This window comes from Komagataeibacter medellinensis NBRC 3288 (assembly GCF_000182745.2).
GTDB classification, from domain to species: Bacteria; Pseudomonadota; Alphaproteobacteria; order Acetobacterales; family Acetobacteraceae; genus Komagataeibacter; species Komagataeibacter medellinensis.
This window is the reverse complement of sequence record NC_016027.1, coordinates 145,390-163,929: the sequence shown is the minus strand read 5'-3', so window position 1 is coordinate 163,929 and position 18,540 is coordinate 145,390. Positions and strand designations below refer to the sequence as shown.

14 protein-coding genes and 3 pseudogenes are annotated in these 18,540 nt (G+C 54.7%); 5 read left to right on the top strand and 12 right to left on the bottom strand.

The window, feature by feature from the left end:
- Positions 1–205: 205 nt before the first annotated feature.
- Positions 206–1,092, bottom strand: a pseudogene (locus GLX_RS16855) (IS3 family transposase); the annotation flags it as partial.
- Positions 1,093–1,409: 317 nt separating this feature from the next.
- On the opposite strand from GLX_RS16855, the pseudogene GLX_RS16850 reads away from it, so the two are divergent.
- The 5 genes and pseudogenes from GLX_RS16850 to GLX_RS00705 all read left to right on the top strand — a co-directional run bounded on the left by GLX_RS16850 (position 1,410) and on the right by GLX_RS00705 (position 7,853).
- Positions 1,410–2,190 (top strand): annotated as a pseudogene (locus GLX_RS16850) (IS5 family transposase).
- A gap of 323 nt (positions 2,191–2,513) precedes the next feature.
- A complete protein-coding gene (locus tag GLX_RS00720) occupies positions 2,514–5,099 on the top strand; it encodes a TonB-dependent receptor plug domain-containing protein (protein WP_014104143.1) in 2,586 nt (861 codons plus the stop codon).
- 215 nt (positions 5,100–5,314) lie between these two features.
- Positions 5,315–6,916 (top strand): flavin monoamine oxidase family protein, encoded by a 1,602-nt coding sequence (locus GLX_RS00715; RefSeq protein WP_014104142.1) that lies wholly within the window; start codon positions 5,315–5,317, stop codon positions 6,914–6,916.
- Positions 6,916–7,338: a c-type cytochrome gene (locus GLX_RS00710; RefSeq protein WP_014104141.1), complete on the top strand. Its 423-nt coding sequence runs from the start codon at positions 6,916–6,918 to the stop codon at positions 7,336–7,338. Before GLX_RS00715 ends, GLX_RS00710 begins: the two co-directional genes overlap by 1 nt.
- 5 nt (positions 7,339–7,343) lie before the next feature.
- Positions 7,344–7,853: a RidA family protein gene (locus GLX_RS00705; protein ID WP_014104140.1), complete on the top strand. Its 510-nt coding sequence runs from the start codon at positions 7,344–7,346 to the stop codon at positions 7,851–7,853.
- 63 nt (positions 7,854–7,916) lie between these two features.
- On the opposite strand, the pseudogene GLX_RS00700 reads toward GLX_RS00705, so the two are convergent.
- The 11 genes and pseudogenes from GLX_RS00700 to GLX_RS00660 form a co-directional block, all read right to left on the bottom strand.
- Positions 7,917–8,522: pseudogene (locus GLX_RS00700) on the bottom strand (IS630 family transposase); the annotation flags it as partial.
- 233 nt (positions 8,523–8,755) lie between these two features.
- Positions 8,756–9,682: a LysR family transcriptional regulator gene (locus GLX_RS00695; RefSeq protein WP_014104138.1), complete on the bottom strand. Its 927-nt coding sequence runs from the start codon at positions 9,680–9,682 to the stop codon at positions 8,756–8,758.
- A gap of 130 nt (positions 9,683–9,812) precedes the next feature.
- Positions 9,813–10,616, bottom strand: coding sequence for a formate dehydrogenase accessory sulfurtransferase FdhD (gene fdhD, locus GLX_RS00690; RefSeq protein ID WP_041247504.1), 804 nt, complete (start codon positions 10,614–10,616; stop codon positions 9,813–9,815).
- Positions 10,616–10,843, bottom strand: a complete 228-nt coding sequence (locus GLX_RS18810) for a molybdenum cofactor biosynthesis protein MoaE (protein ID WP_331396554.1) — start codon at positions 10,841–10,843, stop codon at positions 10,616–10,618. The genes fdhD and GLX_RS18810 overlap by 1 nt, the downstream gene beginning before the upstream one ends.
- A 224-nt stretch (positions 10,844–11,067) precedes the next feature.
- On the bottom strand, positions 11,068–11,232 hold the full coding sequence (locus tag GLX_RS19140; RefSeq protein WP_269448815.1) for a MoaD/ThiS family protein: 165 nt from the start codon (positions 11,230–11,232) through the stop codon (positions 11,068–11,070).
- A 27-nt stretch (positions 11,233–11,259) separates the two neighbouring features.
- Positions 11,260–11,883, bottom strand: coding sequence for an NTP transferase domain-containing protein (locus GLX_RS00685; RefSeq protein WP_014104135.1), 624 nt, complete (start codon positions 11,881–11,883; stop codon positions 11,260–11,262).
- A 45-nt stretch (positions 11,884–11,928) separates the two neighbouring features.
- Positions 11,929–13,014, bottom strand: coding sequence for a GTP 3',8-cyclase MoaA (gene moaA / locus GLX_RS00680; protein ID WP_014104134.1), 1,086 nt, complete (start codon positions 13,012–13,014; stop codon positions 11,929–11,931).
- A 14-nt stretch (positions 13,015–13,028) separates the two neighbouring features.
- Positions 13,029–15,332: an FdhF/YdeP family oxidoreductase gene (locus tag GLX_RS00675; protein WP_014104133.1), complete on the bottom strand. Its 2,304-nt coding sequence runs from the start codon at positions 15,330–15,332 to the stop codon at positions 13,029–13,031.
- A 23-nt stretch (positions 15,333–15,355) separates the two neighbouring features.
- A complete protein-coding gene (locus GLX_RS00670) occupies positions 15,356–15,868 on the bottom strand; it encodes a nitrate reductase associated protein (RefSeq protein WP_014104132.1) in 513 nt (170 codons plus the stop codon).
- Between the two features lie 191 nt (positions 15,869–16,059).
- Entirely contained in the window at positions 16,060–17,079 is a 1,020-nt protein-coding gene (cydB, locus tag GLX_RS00665; RefSeq protein ID WP_014104131.1) for a cytochrome d ubiquinol oxidase subunit II, read from the bottom strand.
- Between the two features lie 3 nt (positions 17,080–17,082).
- The gene (locus GLX_RS00660) at positions 17,083–18,516 is read right to left on the bottom strand and encodes a cytochrome ubiquinol oxidase subunit I (protein ID WP_014104130.1); all 1,434 of its coding nucleotides are present in this window, start codon (positions 18,514–18,516) and stop codon (positions 17,083–17,085) included.
- Positions 18,517–18,540 lie beyond the last annotated feature (24 nt).

The window sequence follows — 18,540 nt, the reverse complement described above, 5'->3', positions numbered from 1 at the left end:
TTACCCCCTCTCAAAAAAAGGCAATTATGTGTCATGCATAACCTGGTCCTGTCTCTCTTTTATTATTTTCAGGTATGATGCCCTGTCCATGCCTCTTCAATGCACGACGGGCACCTGCCCTGTGGCAAGGTCAGCGCACAATATAAAGATGATGAAAGTGGACTTGTAACGGTTTTGTGGCGGTCAGGAAGTGATTATGCCCCCCCCTTGCTTCGAAAGCGAAGGGGCTGATGCCGCCCGGGTATGAATGGCGTCGGCGTGGATTGTAGAACCCATTGATATACTGGAAGATGGCGGCCGTAGCCTCGCGACGGGTTGACCGGTTCTGTCTCCAGAGCCGTTCTGCCTTCAGACTTTTGAAAACTGTTTCGACAGCAGCATTGTCAGAACAGTTTTCCTTTCTGGACATTGAATCCAGTAGCCCATGGGCCAGCAACTTTTCTGGAAATCATGAGAGCTTTACTGGCTGCCGCGATCAGAGTGGACAATGCAGCAGGGCACCGGATCACGCAGCCGCACCGCCATGTCCAGAGTACGGATGGCCAGATCCTTTTTCATCCGGTCCTTGACAGCCCACCCGATCACGCGATGACTGAACAGATCGATGACGACCGCCAGACAGAGCTAGCCCTCGGCCGACCAGAGGAGGCGTTGCCCAGGGCATGATGTTCACGGATATGCACCAGTATCTTCAGATCGGTGCGCTGGCGCTGACAGGCCGGTCGGAATGTCCAGGCCCGGTAACCACGTGCCGAGACCTGCAAGACGCGGCAGAGCCTCTCGATTAGCCACTCATGCCGATGCCCATGGATGAAGGCGAACCTCATGACTTTTGGCTCGCAAAGAACTGGGGAGCTTTTTTAGGCTTTCCCTCTCCTCCCGCAGAATCCGGTTCTCCAGACGAAGCCGTTCATTCTCGCGGGCCAGATCACCCTGAGGCTCGGATGTCAGCCCGGTCGGACGGTAATCCACTATCCATTTACCAAGAGTGGATTTGCCAATACCAGGGTCGGCCGCAATGCGCATACGTAACAGCCCGCTGCTCAACGCAATTCTCACGGCCTCGCGTTTGAAATCTTCCGTATGCTTCATGATCTCGTCGGTCTCCTGATACGAGCTTAAAACGCTCAGATGACCGGCACAAAACCGTTATAAGTCCAATGGACGCGCTGGCAGCTCATTCCATATGGGGGATGGCTACCGTCATCGCTATCGGCCTGTCAGGACGGCAGCATGGCGCGTTGCTGCTGGGCACGCAGGGAATAGCGCTGCGGCCGTGCATATTATGGAATAACGAGTGTGCTGCACGGAAATGCGTGGAAATCGCGTACAGGTTCCCCGGTAGCCGACTAAGGCCTGTTAGTCCTTGAATGACGGAACGGATTGCATAGCTGTTTATGATGAGCATGATGCAGTCAGTCTTTTCTGATACCGCATGGTCCGTCTGGGAGCCTTTGATCGAGGAAGTCCGTCCGAAGGGCAAGACCCCACCAAAGAACCTTCGACGGACGATATCCGCGATTTTCTGGCGCCATCAGAACGGCGCGAAATGGTGGAGTATCCCCGCTGAACTGGGTCCGTGATAGCGGGCAGCACAGCTTTTCATCCGCTGGGCGAAACCCGGCGTATGGAAACGCCTGCTCGAACGGGTTCAGGAACAACACGGCGTGGCGTTCGGAATGACTTTTCTGGATGGCACGAACATCAGAGCTCACCATAAAGCGGCGGGAGCCCAAAAAAGGGGCCTCTTTCGAAAAGCGAGACCATCGTGAAACACCTGGCCGCTCTCGCGGCAGTTATGGCACAAAAGTCTGCGTGATCGCGGACGGACATGGAAAAGCCTTTGGTTTTGCATTGGCCCCCGGACAGGCTCATGAACTGCCTCTGGCACCAGTCATGCTTGACAGCCTTCCCGCCACTCCCCTGTGGGTCGTGGCGGACAGGGGCTACGCGTCAAACGCCTTTCGTGAACGGATATGGGACATGGGAGCCCGGCTCACCATTCCTGCGAAACGATACGATGGGGCGGTCGCCTGCCCCAAATGAGTCTATCGGGGCCGGCATCTCGTTGAGAACCTCCGGGCTCGCCTCACGGGATGGCGCGCTGTCGCAACCAGATACGAAAAAACAGCAACGTCGTTCCTCGCCGTCATCCACATCGCCGCTGCAGCAGACTGGATCAAACCATAACAGCCCCTAAATCATGGTTGCCAATAGAATTGTAATACATGAATAAAATTAAAATGTAGTTAAATATATTTATTAAATAATATGAATGATCATATGGAATTACAATTATATTTATAAATTTATTCTCTATCATGTCATTTATTTATTAATATTTTTGGATATCATTTTTCTGATTTTTAACTCTGTCAACATAACGTGATGTGAAGCGATGTGTCACATTACTGCAACGCACTGATGTCGAAACGATATGATGGGTATTTTTTTCTCGATAATCATTACGATAATTCAATATATTAAATCGACAGAAGATATCGCGGGGCATCATGAACAGACGGACTTCTTTCCTGATCACAACTATCTGCTCTTTTGTTTCTTTGGGAGCAGTCGCCGCAACACCCAGTGGAAATTCTGTAACAAAGGAACAGAATCCAGAAAAAAATGGGACAGTCCGCGCACGTCGTGCACCGACAGCGCAGACACATACGCGTGCCGCGCAGAACCTGAAGCAAGAAAATAACGCAGGTGTAAATAGTTCCGGTGTCGAGACAATAAACGTATCAACCGGCACGCATACGGTCAATCGGAAGGCACGTGACAGCATAAGTCCCGTCTCAGTCGTCAGCGCAGCAACCCTGCGTCGGTCGGGCCAGATGAACCTGGCTGATGCCCTGACCCGTACCTATGCCTCGATCAATGTCAGCACGATGGGAGCCGATGCTGGCGCCCTGACATCCGCCATTCGCATGCGTGGTCTGAACCCGAACGAAGTGCTGGTGCTTGTTGATGGCAAGCGCCGTCATACGACAGCCAATCTGTATGCTGATTCTGGCCCGGATTCAGGTTCAACCCCGGTTGACCTGAATATGCTTCCGGCCAATGCCATTGATCATATCGAGGTGCTGGAAGACGGTGCGGCCGCCATGTATGGCTCGGATGCGATTGCCGGTGTGGTCAACATTATTACCAAGAAACAAGATCATGGCCTGAACCTGAGCGGCCAGACCGGCGCGAATGCTTATAACGGTGATGGCTGGGGCTACCAGCTTAATGCCGATGGTGGCATGAAACTGGGACAGGACGGTTTCCTGCATATCAGCGGCCAGATGTACCATACGGACCATTTCGTGGCCAACAATGCACGGGACCACCGCCTGCTTGGTTCCCAGCCTGCCGATGCTGGTACTGCGACCTATACTGGTGTCAATGCTGGAAAAATTTCAACACGTTCCAACAAAATCATGAGTACGCCGGAAGAAACGCGTGAAAATCTGGCGATTGAATGGGGCAAGCAGTTTACACCTGGAATCAATTTCTATGGGCTGATTACCTATGCCCATCGTCATGCGGAATCTTATGAAAACTATCGCACGCCCACTGTCGGCGGTTCCTGCGAGGCCTGTGCCGCTATTGCGCCCTATGGCTTTTCACCACTGGAAACCATGGAAGAAAACGATTTTGCCGCCACACTGGGCCTAAAGGGTGACAACTTCATGGGCTTCAATTGGGATATCAGTTCCACCTATGGTGAAGATATCGACAAGGTCGGCAACAAGAATACCCTTAACACATCTTATGTCACTGCATACGGTTCCAGCCCACGTAAGGCGCGGGCTGAAAGCTACAGCATGGTGCAATGGACCAACAACGTCGATTTCCGTCGTCATTTCAAGATCGGGGACGTCGTTCCGATGACGCTTGCTTTCGGTGCTGAAGAACGGATGGAATCCTACAATATCACCGCAGGTAATCCCGTTTCGTACCTGGGGGGTGGCACGCAGGGTTATGCTGGCATCTCCCCCGGTTCGGCTGGCACATGGTACCGTGACATCTGGGCGTGGTACCTGGATGGTGATTTCCGCCTAACCAAGAAGTGGGAACTGGATTTTGCCGGGCGGCTGGAGCATTACACCGATGTCGGCAATACAGAAAATGGCAAGATTTCAACACGTTACAACTTCACAAAGCGTATTGCCATCCGTGGTACCATCAGCACGGGCTTCCGTGCCCCGACGCTGGCTGAATCTCATTTCAGCGCTGTCAATGTTTCACCCACGGGTGCCAGCGGCCTGCTTGCCGCTGATTCTTCGGCAGCCCAGAGCATTGGCGCGACCAAGCTGAAGCCCGAGCGCTCCACCAGTGTCAGCGGTGGCATCGTGCTGGAGCCTGTCGATGGTTTCCATGTTGAAGCGGACGTCTACCAGATCAATATGCGTGACCGCATCGTGCAGGATACGAACTTCGGCGGTTCTATCCCTTACGGTAATACAACGCAGGGCGAGGTTGCGGCGCAGGCCATTGCCCAGTTGGCTTCCCTGCCAACCGGTTTTACCGGTTATAACGATGTTTATGCCGATTATTTCACTAATGGCGCCAGTACCCGAACACAGGGCGTGGACATCAAGGCGGATTATATGTTCCGCTTCCATCAATACGGCAATCTGGCGCTGTCGATGTCGATCGACCTCAACCGCACTCGTCTGCATCATAATGGCGCGGACCTGAACCTTTCAAATATCGCAGCAATCACAACCGACTATCCGCGTAGCAAGATCATCCTGAACGCATATTATACCTACAAGAACTGGGATTTTAATATCCGTCAGACCCGCTATGGCCAGACCAGCGACATGATGCAGTATCAGGACTGGGGGCCTGCGGCTCTGCAATACTCCAACAACGCCCTGCAGCAATTCATTAATACGCCACACTGGCTGACGGATATTGAAATTGGCGTCCGTTTCAAGAAAAACTGGCATATGGCAATCGGTGCCAATAACGTATTCAACGTGCGTCCACGCATGGTCCCGCAGGCTCTTAATGCTTTGGGCGCCATGCCTTATGATGAAGATTCTGCTCAGATTCCCATGTATGGCGGGTATTATTACGGTCGTCTTAATGCCAACTTCTGATCCAGCCTGACAGTTGAAGTCAAAATCCCCATGTCCGACACCACGGATATTTTACTGATAATGGGCAAAAACCTTGCCGTTTCCTGCGGTCATCTGGCAATCCGTCCATGGCTGGAAAGGCATGATCTTCATATCCGCTTGCATTGTTCCTGGTCAGAATCAGTCCGGAGCAATGAAGGCAGGTTTATCACGATTGTTGTTATGGGAATTTTCTGGTGACAAACGCTCATCCGCGCAAGGTACCTACGCGCAGGCAACTCTTGACCCGTATTGGCACGCTCGCCGGCAGTGCCGCTCTGTATCAGGCCATGACATCCCTGGGACATGCGCAGGGTACGGATTTCACGTCTCCACCCGTCCTGTCCGGTGCAAAACGCGGGACACGCGTGCTGGTTCTGGGGGCAGGACTTGCAGGCATGCTTTCCGCTTATGAACTGCGCAAGGCAGGCTACCATGTGCAGGTTCTGGAATTCCAGAACCGTGCTGGTGGCCGTAATATCAGCCTACGCGGGGGAGATACCGTAACCGAACTGGGGGGAGCCACTCAGAAGGTCAGCTTCGCATCGGGCAATTACATCAATCCCGGTCCATGGCGTATTCCCTACCATCATCAGGGATTGCTGCATTACTGTCGTGAATTCGGGGTGGAACTGGAACCGTTTGTGGAACTGAACCACAATTCATGGCTCCATTCGAGCACGGCCTTTGATGGCAAGCCGGTCCGGTACCGGGAATTTGCCGCAGATTTCCATGGTTTCACGGCGGAACTTCTAGGCAAGGCGATTGAGCAGCACAAGCTGGACGACATGGTCTCAGTCGATGAGCAGGAACATGTCATGACCGCCATGCGGCAGTGGGGCTGCTTAAATTCCAATCTGAACTGGACCAAGGGTATCATCAGTTCCGAAACCCGTGGATATGAAAAGGCGCCGGGTGGCGGCATAAACGGCGCGCCGGTTCCATCCGAGCCGTTTGCCCGCAAGGATGTCATGCGTTCCGGCCTATGGACGTGGCTTGCCTTCCATGAACGTCTGGACATGCAGACCACCATGTTCCAGCCCGTGGGGGGCATGGACATGATCGGCAAAGGCTTCAACCGGCAAGTACACGACCTGATCACCCTGAACTGCAAAGTCACATCGATCCATCAGGACGACAAGGGCGTAAAGGTCACTTATAACGATATGAGCCATGGTGGTGCGATACGTGAGGCGGAAGCCGATTACTGTGTCTGCACCATCCCGCTGCCCATCCTCTCCCAGCTTGATGTAAAGGTCAGCGCGCCGCTCAGGGCCGCGATCATGGCAGTGCCCTATGCGTCCTCCGTCAAGCTGGGGCTTGAGTTCAAACGCCGGTTCTGGGAGGAGGATGACCAGATATATGGCGGAATCAGCTTTACCGATCAGCCAATCAGCCAGATTTCCTATCCCAGCCACGGCTACTTCTCTCGCGGCCCTGCGGTCTTGCTGGGGGGATACATGTTTGGTCCGACAGCATACGATTTTGCCGGCATGACCCCGCAGGAGCGGATCGAGCATGCCCTGACGCAGGGTGAGATTTTGCACAAACAATACCGCAAGGAATTCTCCAACGGCGTCAGTTTTGCATGGAGCCGCGTGCCCTGGGCAATGGGGTGCTGCTCGATGTGGAGCGAACAGGCGCGCAAGACCCATTACAAAGCGCTGTGCACCATGGATAACCGTATCGTACTGGCTGGTGAGCATGCATCCTATGTGGGGTGCTGGCAGGAAGGGGCCATCCTGTCTGCACTGGATGCCATAACCCAACTGCACAGCCGTGCGCAGGGAGCCAGCTGATGCGCAAGTTTCTTCTGTTTTTCATTTTTGCCGTCCTGCTGCTTCTGGTCCCTGTTGGTCCAGTACAGGCGGATAGCGCCAGTTCGGTCGAGGGACAGGTTCAGCCCCTGAATACAGGCGAGGACGTATATCGTCATATCTGTCAGGGCTGTCACATGCCAGACGGCAAAGGGGCGGTCGGTGCCGGTGCGCAATTCCCTGCCTTTGCCAACAATGCTAAACTGCAAAGCAGCGGATATCCGGTTTATGTCATCATGAACGGATATGGCGGCATGCCATGGTTTTCGGGCATGTTGAAAGATGACCAGATTGCCAGTGTGGTCAATTACATCCGTACGCATTTTGGCAATCATTACACCGATGTCGTAACGACTACCGATGTCGCGGCCCAGCGACCTATCGTAAAGCAGAAGGAACAGTGAAGCGAATGTTCGATCTTAAAAAAACAGTCATAGCTCTTGTCATTCTCTCCAGCATGGCTGGTGCGGTCCCGACCTATGCCTATGACGGTATCGTGCGGCATTCCGCAGGCAAATTTCCCATTGCATCCTCTATCGAGGTTCCGACCGGGGCGAGTACCATCTACCTCAGCGGCATGGGCGCGCCAGTGCAGGACAGGAAAGCGGATCCGCATACCCTTGCCGCCTATGGTGATACACAGACCCAGACCTATGCCGCGCTGCTGCGTATTCAGGATGAACTGAAAAAGCTGGGTCTGGGCATGGGCGATGTCGTACAGATGCACATTTACATGGCCGAGGACCCCAAGCTGGGTAAGCTCGATTTTGACGGGATGATGAAAGCTTATACCCAGTTTTATGGTACCGACAGGCAGCCGGATCTGCCGGTCCGCTCGGCCTTTGGTGTGGCCCATCTGGCCAATCCGGGTTGGCTGGTTGAGATCGAGGTTACTGCAGTGCGTATGCCTAAAAAGTAATAAATTGGCATATCTTATCCCATTGGCGTGTAATGTAATTATGCCCCATAATACTAAGAGCTATCACTTTTGACCTTTATGCGCCCATTTTCTGAGGCTGATAGACCGGATAGTTTTGGGGAGCGCGACAAGATTGTTCCACGCGTTACAGGCGACATTGATGATGTGATCGATATCGTTGAAGACGGTGTTGGCCAGCCAGTTGGCGCGGAGGAACTGCCAGACATTCTCGACCTGGTTCAGTTCGGGAGCATGCGATGGCAGGAAGATCAGGCTGATGTTGCGCGGCAGTCTGAGTTTGGCGGTCGTATGCCACGGTGCGTGATCAAACAAAAAACGACGGCATAGGCTTCCCGGGCCACACAGGGCGCAATCCCGTCGAGATGTAGGTGCATGCTGTCCGTGTCGATAAACGGGGGAGCGAGACCTACGGTCTTGCGCCGTGCAAGACAGATTGCCCCGAAAAGCCAGACGTTGGGCATAGCGCTGGTCGGGTTCCCCGTTTGGCCCCTTAACCGGACGACGCCGTTCTTTTGCTCGCTCCGCGCTTCGTCCTGAAACCAGATTTCGATCCGTTTGCCGCGCGACAGATGGCCGGTGTAGGACTTCAGGATTGTCAGGAAGTTTTTTGAAGGCATCCATGACGGACGGGTCCTGTCCCGCATGGCGATGCGTTTGAACTCATAGAGCTTACAGAAAAAATTCTCAATGAGATGGCGCGCTTTGAACAGGGACCTATCGAACGGGCGTCTGTCGAGGCAGTCTTTGCGTTGGGGATAACCATGCAGGCTCCTTGCGTATCCATCAATATCAAGCGGTCCATAGCGGCTTTGAAACACATCAGGGGTCTGTAGAAAACTCAACTTCCAACGGAACCTGATATGTAAATACTTTATATTTATTTACCAGGACTCCTGACGACAGAGATCATCCAATTGCTCTTCGAAATCTATTTTTATGATGATCTTCCAGACCTCTGCCACAAAAGAGGCCAACGGGGATTCATACAACCTCACCAGACCAATCGAGCCCGCAGAAAACCCGGAAAGACGCCGTATCTGCAATCTGCCCCGAGGCGGCACCCTTAGCGGAAACGAAGAAATAGGTAATATTGTTGTATGTGTTCCCTTCATGATCGCAGCATGGATCAGTTCCAGGGAAGTGGTTTCAAGCCGGACAATCGGCTTGACGCCTGCGGTCTGGAATCCGACATCGATAAACTGCCTGCAGCGCATGCTTCGGCTCAGCAGGGCGAGTGGAAACTGTCCGGCCGTCTCCCAACTGACATCATCGCCTGCCGGAAAATCGTACGCTGCTGTTCCGGCAAGAACCTGTTTTTCCTTATAAAGTTCGTACATGGCGAAGACAGATGCTTTAGGACACTCGTCACAATACATGATGCCAATATCCAGTTGCTTTATATTCAGCTTTTCAATAATCTCTGCGTTGGCAAGAACCAGAACGTCACATATAAAATCACCGATATGCTCCTTTACCGCATCCATAAGAAGGGGAATGATGTGCACGGCTGTTGGAATGACGCCTATTTTGATTACACCTGCCAGTTTCTGGTGGGATAGGGAGACGACATTCTGGATTTCTGCAACACCGTGCAGGATTTCATGTCCCCATTTGAGTATCTGTGTGCCTTCAGGCGTCAGGCCAAAAACTTTCTGCTTCCGGTCAACAATAACAACGCCAAGCTCTTCCTCCATGACGCGTATGGCGCGCGAAAGGGATGGCTGCGAAACGTTGCATGCAACCGCCGCTTTTGAAAAACTCCTGAACCTATCTATCTCCCGAAGATAGTACAGTTGCTTGAGAAACATATTATACCCCATGAATACTTATAGACCGACAGCCTGCGGAACCGACCATCTTCCTATGGATGTCATATTGCCCACTATTCCGGCATAGCCGAAACAGGTAAGCATCTTTATTTTCTTTGAATAGGGAATACTATTCGATAAGGCGCTTTCCACCACAGAACAGTGTCTGTTCATCCCGACGCGCAATGGCGATCAGGGTCTGGTTCATTGTTTCAGCCGTCTGGAACGCACGATATGTCGGGGCTGAAATTGCGACCACAATGGCAATACCTGCACGCACCGTCTTGAGCGCCATTTCAAACGAATAACGGCTTGTCAACAGACAGAATCCTTCGTGGAAAACTTCCAGGTGGCAGGCACGCGCACCAATCAGTTTGTCCAGTGCATTGTGCCGCCCCACGTCCTCCCGGATCATGTGAATATTACCGTTCTTATCTGCCCATGCGGCTGCATGCACCATGCGTGTCGCCGCGTTCAGCGTCTGCCATTGGCGCAGTTCATGCAATGCATTTCGTATAGCTGCCACTGACAGGTGCGCTCCCTCCCCCAATGGAGTTGCGGCTACAGCGTTATATTCCGGTACACTCTCGCTGCCGCATATGCCACAACTCGAATGACCCGCCTGCATGCGAACATTACGGCGCATGAGTTGCGTCAACGCTTTCCCCTTTATAAAAATATCAAGGGTCAGGCCATCATCAGCCTCTGCAATGTTCACTGAACGGATATCTGCAACCCCGTCGATGATCTGTTCGGTTATACAGTATCCATAAGCAAAATCTTTTAGATCCGCCGGTGTCATCATCATCGTGCCATACGGAAAAATCCCGTTGAACAGGAGACTGACCGGCACTTCCTCTGCAACATTAAGGTTGAATTTTTCATTCGGACGGGACAGAGAACTTACATCTAACGGGTAAAAGAGATCAGGCATTACGGTAGCCTCACGCATCGAGATAGGCCGTTTGATAGCCAGGGGGTGTGGCATGGCACCCATCCGGTCTCGCCACTCGTATAATACTCATTTTTCCAGATCGGAACGCGCTGCATGATCTCATCTATAATGTAACGACAGGCGCTGAAAGCCGCATCGCGATGCACTGAGAATACGCCAATCCATACCGTCATTTCGCCAATGGACAGATAGCCGGTCCGGTACATGCCCGTTGTCCAACAGATGGCAAAAAGCTGCTTCGCTTTAATCATGATGCCCTTCCGCCAGTGTCAGTGACCCGAAAACACTATAATCAATGCCAGAAACGGCACGACCTGCGTTTGTGTACCTGGCCCATCCTTCAAAGGAGCAGAACCCGCCTGCTTCAGCAACAAGAATCACCCTGCGCAAGGTGCTGAATCCATCAGCGTCCCGACCATGATGATGTCGTTCATTTGCCTGTCTCCGACGGAATAAAGGCAACATGATCACCTTCGCACAGCGACTGATCCCATGGAGCAAATACCGAATTGATCGCAACACGCATGTAGGCAGGTTCAAGCGCAAAACCATAGGCATTACGAAATTCGTACGTCTTTCCAACTTCATCTTGAATCTATGCGAAATACTTCAATTATATACTTCATCGTCTTACTTCCTGTTCAGAATACCCCAGGAATTTCATAACTCGGTCGCGTTCATCAGGTGCGTTTACGTTTTGCAGCGCACCGGTTTTGTTTATTTCAAGTAAACGAACTGCTGGACCGGCAAGCATCTGACGCAGCCGAATTGTCCGGTTTACTGCCTGCCTGTTCATAGCAGCCAGCGTAGCGGGCTCCCATATCGTGCAGAGCGGCTCAGGCAGACCGTCGCTTTCGCTCACATAGGCCGTAGCAGCCAGGGTGGTATCGCGTCCATGTACAAGAGTGGCAAGTGTCGTATCATCCAGCATCGGCAGGTCGCAGGCAACGACGAGCCAGGCAACATCCGGGTAGACCACATGAGCAGAAAGCACGCCGACCATTGGGCCGCCGCCGAGCACGCCCTTTGTCTCCCGCCTGTCCATAATGCAGGGATAGGACGCCCGGAGCGGATCAGGCTGCTGATCGGGGCGTATTGAGACAAAACAGCGCCCTACATGTCGTTCCAACAGATCAAAGGCACGGGCAAGCTGCGGGCGGCCACCGTAAGGCAGTGTCGCCTTATCCTGCCCCATGCGGCGACTTTCACCACCTGCAAGAACCAGCCCGTACAGTAACGCTGTCATGGTTTGCGCCCCTTAAACATTGGGAATTTGCACATGAAATTCACGTCATCCCCCGATATAATGCATTTCGATTTTTTCCTGGGGGAACGTCTTTTTCCTATCGGCCCATAATGCAGGCCGATGCGTGCGCTCCTCACTATAGCGATCCGTCCGGTGGTACCAGATCCGTGACAGGGTTGTGCGCAGACATTCATCAATTTTGACATTGCAGACATTCTGGCGCAGCAGTCCGCGCAAATCCGTGCCAGTCGTTGCAAAAAGGCAGGTGTAGAGCTTTCCGTCCGAAGACAGGCGTGCACGGGAGCATGCTCCACAAAACGGTGCACTGACCGATGAGACGAAACCGATTTCCCCGGCTCCATCAACGTAGCGATAACGACGGGCCACTTCGCCGCGATAGCGGGGCGGTAACGGCTCAAGGGGCCAGAGTGCCGTGATGCGGGCGCGCAGTTCGTCCGAGGGCACGACGTCGGTACGGTCCCACCCGTTGCGATTGCCCACATCCATATATTCGATCAGACGGACCGTGATACCGGTGTTGCGAAAACGCGCCAGAATATCTGGAACGCCTGCATCATTTACGCCTCGCTGGACTACGGTATTGATCTTGACGCCGCCTTCAAACCCAGCAGCACCTGCAGCGTTGATGCCCTCCATTACGGTAGACAGATCACTCCTGCCGCCGCTCATATGGGCGAACACGACGGGATCGAGACTGTCGAGGCTGACTGTCACGCGCCGCAGTCCTGCCTGCAGAAGTGCTGGCGCAAAACGGGGCAATAGGACGCCATTGGTTGTCAGGGCGATATCCTCAATGCCTGGCAAGACACGCAGCTGGCTGACCAGATCGGGCAGACCCGGCCGCAGGAGAGGCTCCCCACCCGTTAGCCGTATTTTGGTAACGCCCAGTTCGGCCGCTACGCGCGCAACCCGTTCGATTTCGTTAAAATCCAGCCGTTCCTCGGGACCAAGAAACCGAAACGCCTCGTGATAGGTAGCTTCCGGCATGCAATAGGGACACCGAAAGTTACACCGGTCCATGACCGAAATCCGCAGATCGCGCAGCGGGCGGCCAAGCCTGTCAACAGGCGGCACAGGGCTGCCCAGCCGACTGTTGTTATCGGCATCCATGGCCGCCTGCCCTATCAGCCTGCAATCTGGATTGGCGGTGCGGATGCAACACTTTCCACCACCTTGACCGGAATGGATTTCGCCGCGGGCGTTCCACTGATCTCGTCAAAATAGTCCAATGGCAACAGCGGATTCAGTTCCGGGTAGTATCCGGCAATCGCACCGCGTGGCATCGGGTAATCCAGCACATGCAGGCCATCGACATACCGCCTGATCCCGTCATCGCTATAGGTCTCCAGCCCGATCACATCCCCGTTCGCCAGACCGCGTTCCGCCATGTCATCCTTATTCATGAAAATGACGAGACGGGTGTTATACACGCCGCGATACCGGTCGCTGTTGCTGTAGATGGTCGTATTGTACTGATCGTGCGAACGAATGGTCGCCAAGCGTAACATAGCCGCATCCTTGACCGGCATGTTGACTTCCAGTCCCGGCAGCACAAGAAAATTTGCCTTGCCATTGGGTGTGTTCCATACGCGGCGACGAGGCGGGATATCGAGGTGGAAGCCGTGCGGGTTTTTGATCCTTTCGGAAAAATTCGCATAGATCTCAGGATAAACCTCGGCGATCTTGTCCCGGATCAGGGTATAGTCGACCATATAATCCGCCCACGGCGTACGGGAGTTGGGTAGTGTCGCCATGGCCATGCGGCAGACGATCTCCGTTTCCGGCCGCACATGTCCGGTCACGGGTTCGAACACACCACGCGATGCCGTAACATTCGCCATGGCATCTTCAATGGTTACAAACTGCTCGCCCGCTTCCGTGCGGATGATTTCCGAGCGGGCGACAACCGGCAGGATAAGCGCATCCTTGCCATGCACCAGATGGCCCCGGTTCAGCTTGGTCGCCACACCAACCGTCAGGTTGAGGTTGCGCATGGCGGCGTAGGAACGGTCCGTATCCGGCACGGCGCGGATGAAATTGCCCCCCATGCCAAAGAACACCTTGGCGGTCCCTGCTTCCATGGCCTCGACGGCTTCCAGCACATGGTGACCATGCTCACGCGGCGGTTCAAACCCGAAAGCATCACGCACGCGGTCCAGATAAGCATCGGTCGGTTTTTCATCAATGCCAACCGTGCGGTCACCCTGTACGTTGGAATGACCACGGATCGGCGCGATACCGGCACCAGGCTTTCCAAAGTTACCGCGCAGCAAAAGCAGATTCGCAACCTGCTGGATCAGACGTGATCCTTCCTGATGCTGCGTCAGTCCCATGCCGTAACAGATGATCGTGGCATTGGATTTCATATAAATATCTGCGATTTTGCGGATCTGTGCTTCGGTTATGCCCGATATCTGGGTAATCTCTCCCCAGCTACAGCCAATAGCATCATCCCGCACGGCGTCCAGCCCAGCCGTGTGTTCATGGATGAAGTCGAGGTCCAGTACCGTCTCGCCGCGCGCTTCCGCTTCAAAAAGCGCCTTCATCATGCCCTTGAAGATGGCCAGATCGCCACCGATGCGCACATGCACGAATTCGCTGGAAATCGGGGTCGAGCCAAACGTACCCATCTGGAGCATGTCCTGCGGTTCCGTAAAGCGGATCAGCGCCCGTTCCGGCATCGGATTGATCAGGACAATCGGCACACCGCGTTTGCGGGCTTCGACCAGATTGGTCATCATGCGGGGGGAATTGGTGCCCGTATTCTGCCCCACCACGAATATCGCTTCGGCATGTTCAAAATCGCCCATGACGATCGTGCCCTTGCCAATACCGATCGCCGGCGGCAGGCCACGGCTGGTCGGCTCATGACACATGTTTGAGCAGTCGGGGAAATTGTTGGTGCCGAATTCCCGCACGAATATTGAATACAGGAAAGCGGTCTCATTCGCCGTACGGCCCGATGTATAGAACTCGGCCTGATGCGGGCTGTCGAGGGCGCGCAGATGCTGGCCGATCAGGGCGAATGCGTCATCCCACGCCACCGGCACGTAGCGGTCGCTTTGTGCGTCATAGCGCATCGGCTCGGTCAGGCGGCCCTGCATTTCCAGCCAATAATCGCTTTTCTGCATCAGTTCGGTGACGGTATATTTTTCAAAAAATTCCCGCGTCACACGTCCCTTTGTGGCTTCATGCGCCAGCGCCTTGGCCCCATTTTCACAGAACTCCAGCGTCTTGCGATGGTCGGGGTCAGGGAAAGCGCAACTGGGGCACTTGAAACCGCCCGGCTGGTTCATGGACAGCAGCCCGCGTGATCCCTTGACCAGCACGCTCTGTTCCATCAGCACTTTCGCGGTTGCCCCGGCCGCACCCCATCCCCCTGCCGGATGATGATAGGGTTTGTACTCAGGCGTTTTTTCGTTGCTCATGATCTCGACCCTGTAAGCTGCATTCAGGTGGGCAGGCGTGTATGGGCACGCGGGACGGCTGTCTGATTGGAGAAAGCACCCACATCATGCAGCAGGCCAAACTCCCGCATTGCTGGCACGAAGTTTTCGTTTTCATGCTTCGAACGGGCAAGCTTCACCAGGGCAAATCTCTGGAGCGGCCGCAGGGTTGCCCATTGTACGGCAGTAGGCGGCGCTATGCCATCAGCCTGCGCCTGGGTCTTTACTGCATCCGGCATCCGGTCTGCGTTACGCCAGTCCTCCAGCCCACGGGTTGCAAGCTGGCGTAACGGCTCGTCACTACGGGTTGCGATCAGGTGAACCACCAATGCGCGATAGGTAGCCTGCTCAGGTACGGTTTCGCACGGCAGGTCAGCCAGTTGCCCCCTTTCTTCGCGTGTAAACCGGCTCCACTGGCGCAGGCTCAGTTTGATGCCAACGATGTCAAGCTTCTGGCGGGCGATCATCGGGATGCACCGTAGGGACCCCGCAAAGTCACGTTCAAAATCAAAAAGCATTGGACCAGATCCCTTATTGTCGGGAGAGGAATGTCGGGTGGCCATGCCACCCGTTTTACTTGGGAATGATCAAGTGAAGCAGGAACGCCGTCCCGAGAAACACTATGGTGCTCAGCGACCAGATCGCAACAAACCATGCGATCCGCGCACCGGTGCGTGGTGGTGCATCATCTCCGTTCCCGCTGACAATCTCAGTGATACCCATCTGTTTCCGTCACCTTTCCGCGAAAGACGTGATAGGAATAGATCGTGTAGGTCAGGATGATCGGCAGAAGAATGGCGGTGCCGATCAACTGAAAAAACTGGCTCGATGGCGGAGACGACACATCCCATAGCGTCAGACCCGGCGGCACGGCATAGGGCCACACCGTAATTCCCAGACCAGACAGGCACAGGAAGAACCAGCCTAGCGCACACAGGAACGGTCCCTTCGAGTGCCCCCTGCGCAGACCCATGACAAACAGCACAGCCAGCACGACCACCAGAACCGGCACGGGCGCAACAAACGCGATATTCGGCCAGTCAGTCCAGCGGCGTAGGTAAGGTGCATGCAGCAGCGGCGTCCACAGGCTGACCGCCACAATGCCGATGAACAGCCCCACAGCCAGCCGTGCAGCCCAGCGGCGGCATGATGCCTCCAACACGCCGGTTGTGCGCCAGATCAGCCACGTTGCCCCCAGCAGGGCGTAACCGCACATGACAGACAGCCCACACAGGATGCTGAACGGCGTCAGCCAGTCGAGCGGGCCACCGGCAAAGGCGCCATCAACAACTTTGATCCCCTGCACCACGCCACCGAGGATCGCACCCTGACAGAAGGCAGCAAGGGCGGAGCCTGCCATGAAACCGGCATTCCACATCCCTTCCCTTCCCCTGCCGCGCGTCATGACACGGAATTCAAACGCCACACCGCGGAAGATCAACGCCAGCAGCATCAATACAATCGGCAGGTAGAAAGCTGGCAACAGGGTAGCGTAGGCACCGGGGAAAACCCCGTAAAGCACGGCCCCACCCAGCACCATCCACGTCTCGTTCCCATCCCAGACGGGGGCGATGGTGTTGACCATCACATCCCGACGGCCCGGGTGGCGTTCAAGCGCGAACAGCATCCCGATGCCGAGGTCAAAACCATCAAGGACGACATAGATCGAAATCGCGACCACCAGTATGACGGCCCACACGATGGGGAGCCAGTATGCGAAGTCCATCATGCCTCAGGCTCCTTTGCCAGCAGAAGGGTCAATCACGCCCGGGTGCATGCGGGTTGCCAGAATTTCGGTAGCGTGGTCAGGTGGGGTATCATGCTCGCCTTCCTGTGGTGCGTGGCTCAGCATGCGAGCCAGAATGCCCAGACCTGAGCCGAACACGAGCACGTAGACCACCACGAACGCTGTCATCGAGAACGCCATGGAAGACAGGGCGACCGGGGAAACACTGTCGGATGTGCGCAGCAGGCCATAGACGGTCCAGGGCTGACGACCGACTTCCGTCGTAACCCAGCCGCATAGCAGCGCCAGGAACCCCGCAGGGGCCATGCATAATGCAACACGGTGGAAAACCGGATTGGTAAACAGTGTGCTGTTTCGTCGCAGCCATAGCGACCACAATCCGACTAGCATCATCAGCATACCAAGAGCGACCATAATACGGAACGAGAAGAAGATGACCGGTGAAGGCGGTCGCTGGTCACGGGGGAAATCCTTCATGCCCGGCACCTTGCCGTTCAGGCTGTGCGTCAGGATCAGCGAGCCGGCCAGTGGTAGTCTGATAGCATAATCCGTATGTTCGGTCTTCATGTTGGGAATGCCGAACAGCAGTTCAGGCGCATGATCTTCCGATACCCAGTCCCCTTCCATCGCCGCGATCTTCACCGGCTGGTATTTAAGCGTGTTCAGGCCATGCGCATCGCCCGCCAGGATCTGTAGCGGCGCCACGATCGCGGCCATCCACATGGCCATGGAGAACATGACCCGCACCGGCTCGCTGGAGATTTTTCCTGCCTTACGGGCCTTCAGCATATGCCATGCCCCCGTTGCCCCCACGATAAAGGCCACCGACAGGAACGCCGCCAGCCCCATATGCACCAGACGGAACGGAAAGGACGGATTGAAGATAATGGCCAGCCAGTCCGCAGGCATGAACCGCCCGGTAGCCGGGTCGATGGTGTAACCGCGCGGGGTCTGCATCCATGAATTGGATGACAGTATCCATGTCATGGAAATCAGGGTGCCAACCGATACACAGCATGTGGCGGCAAAATGCAGCTTGCGCCCCACCTTGTTCATGCCGAACAGCATGACGCCGAGGAAACCAGCCTCAAGAAAAAAGGCAGTCATGACCTCATAGGACAGGAGCACACCGGTAATCGGTCCGGCTTTTTTAGAAAAAATAGACCAGTTGGTGCCGAATTCATACGACATGACCAGTCCCGAAACCACGCCCATGCCGAAGACGATGGAGAACACCTTGATCCAGTATCGGTAAAGATCAAGGAATACGGGGCGCCCGGTCCTGAGCCACAGCCCTTCCAGCACCGCCAGATAGGCCGCCAGCCCGATTGAAAAGGCCGGAAAAATGATATGGACGCCTACGGTGAAGGCGAACTGGAAACGCGCCAGAAGAAGCGCTGGGTCATGTGCGTACTGCATCGATACTTTCCAAAACTTATGGCG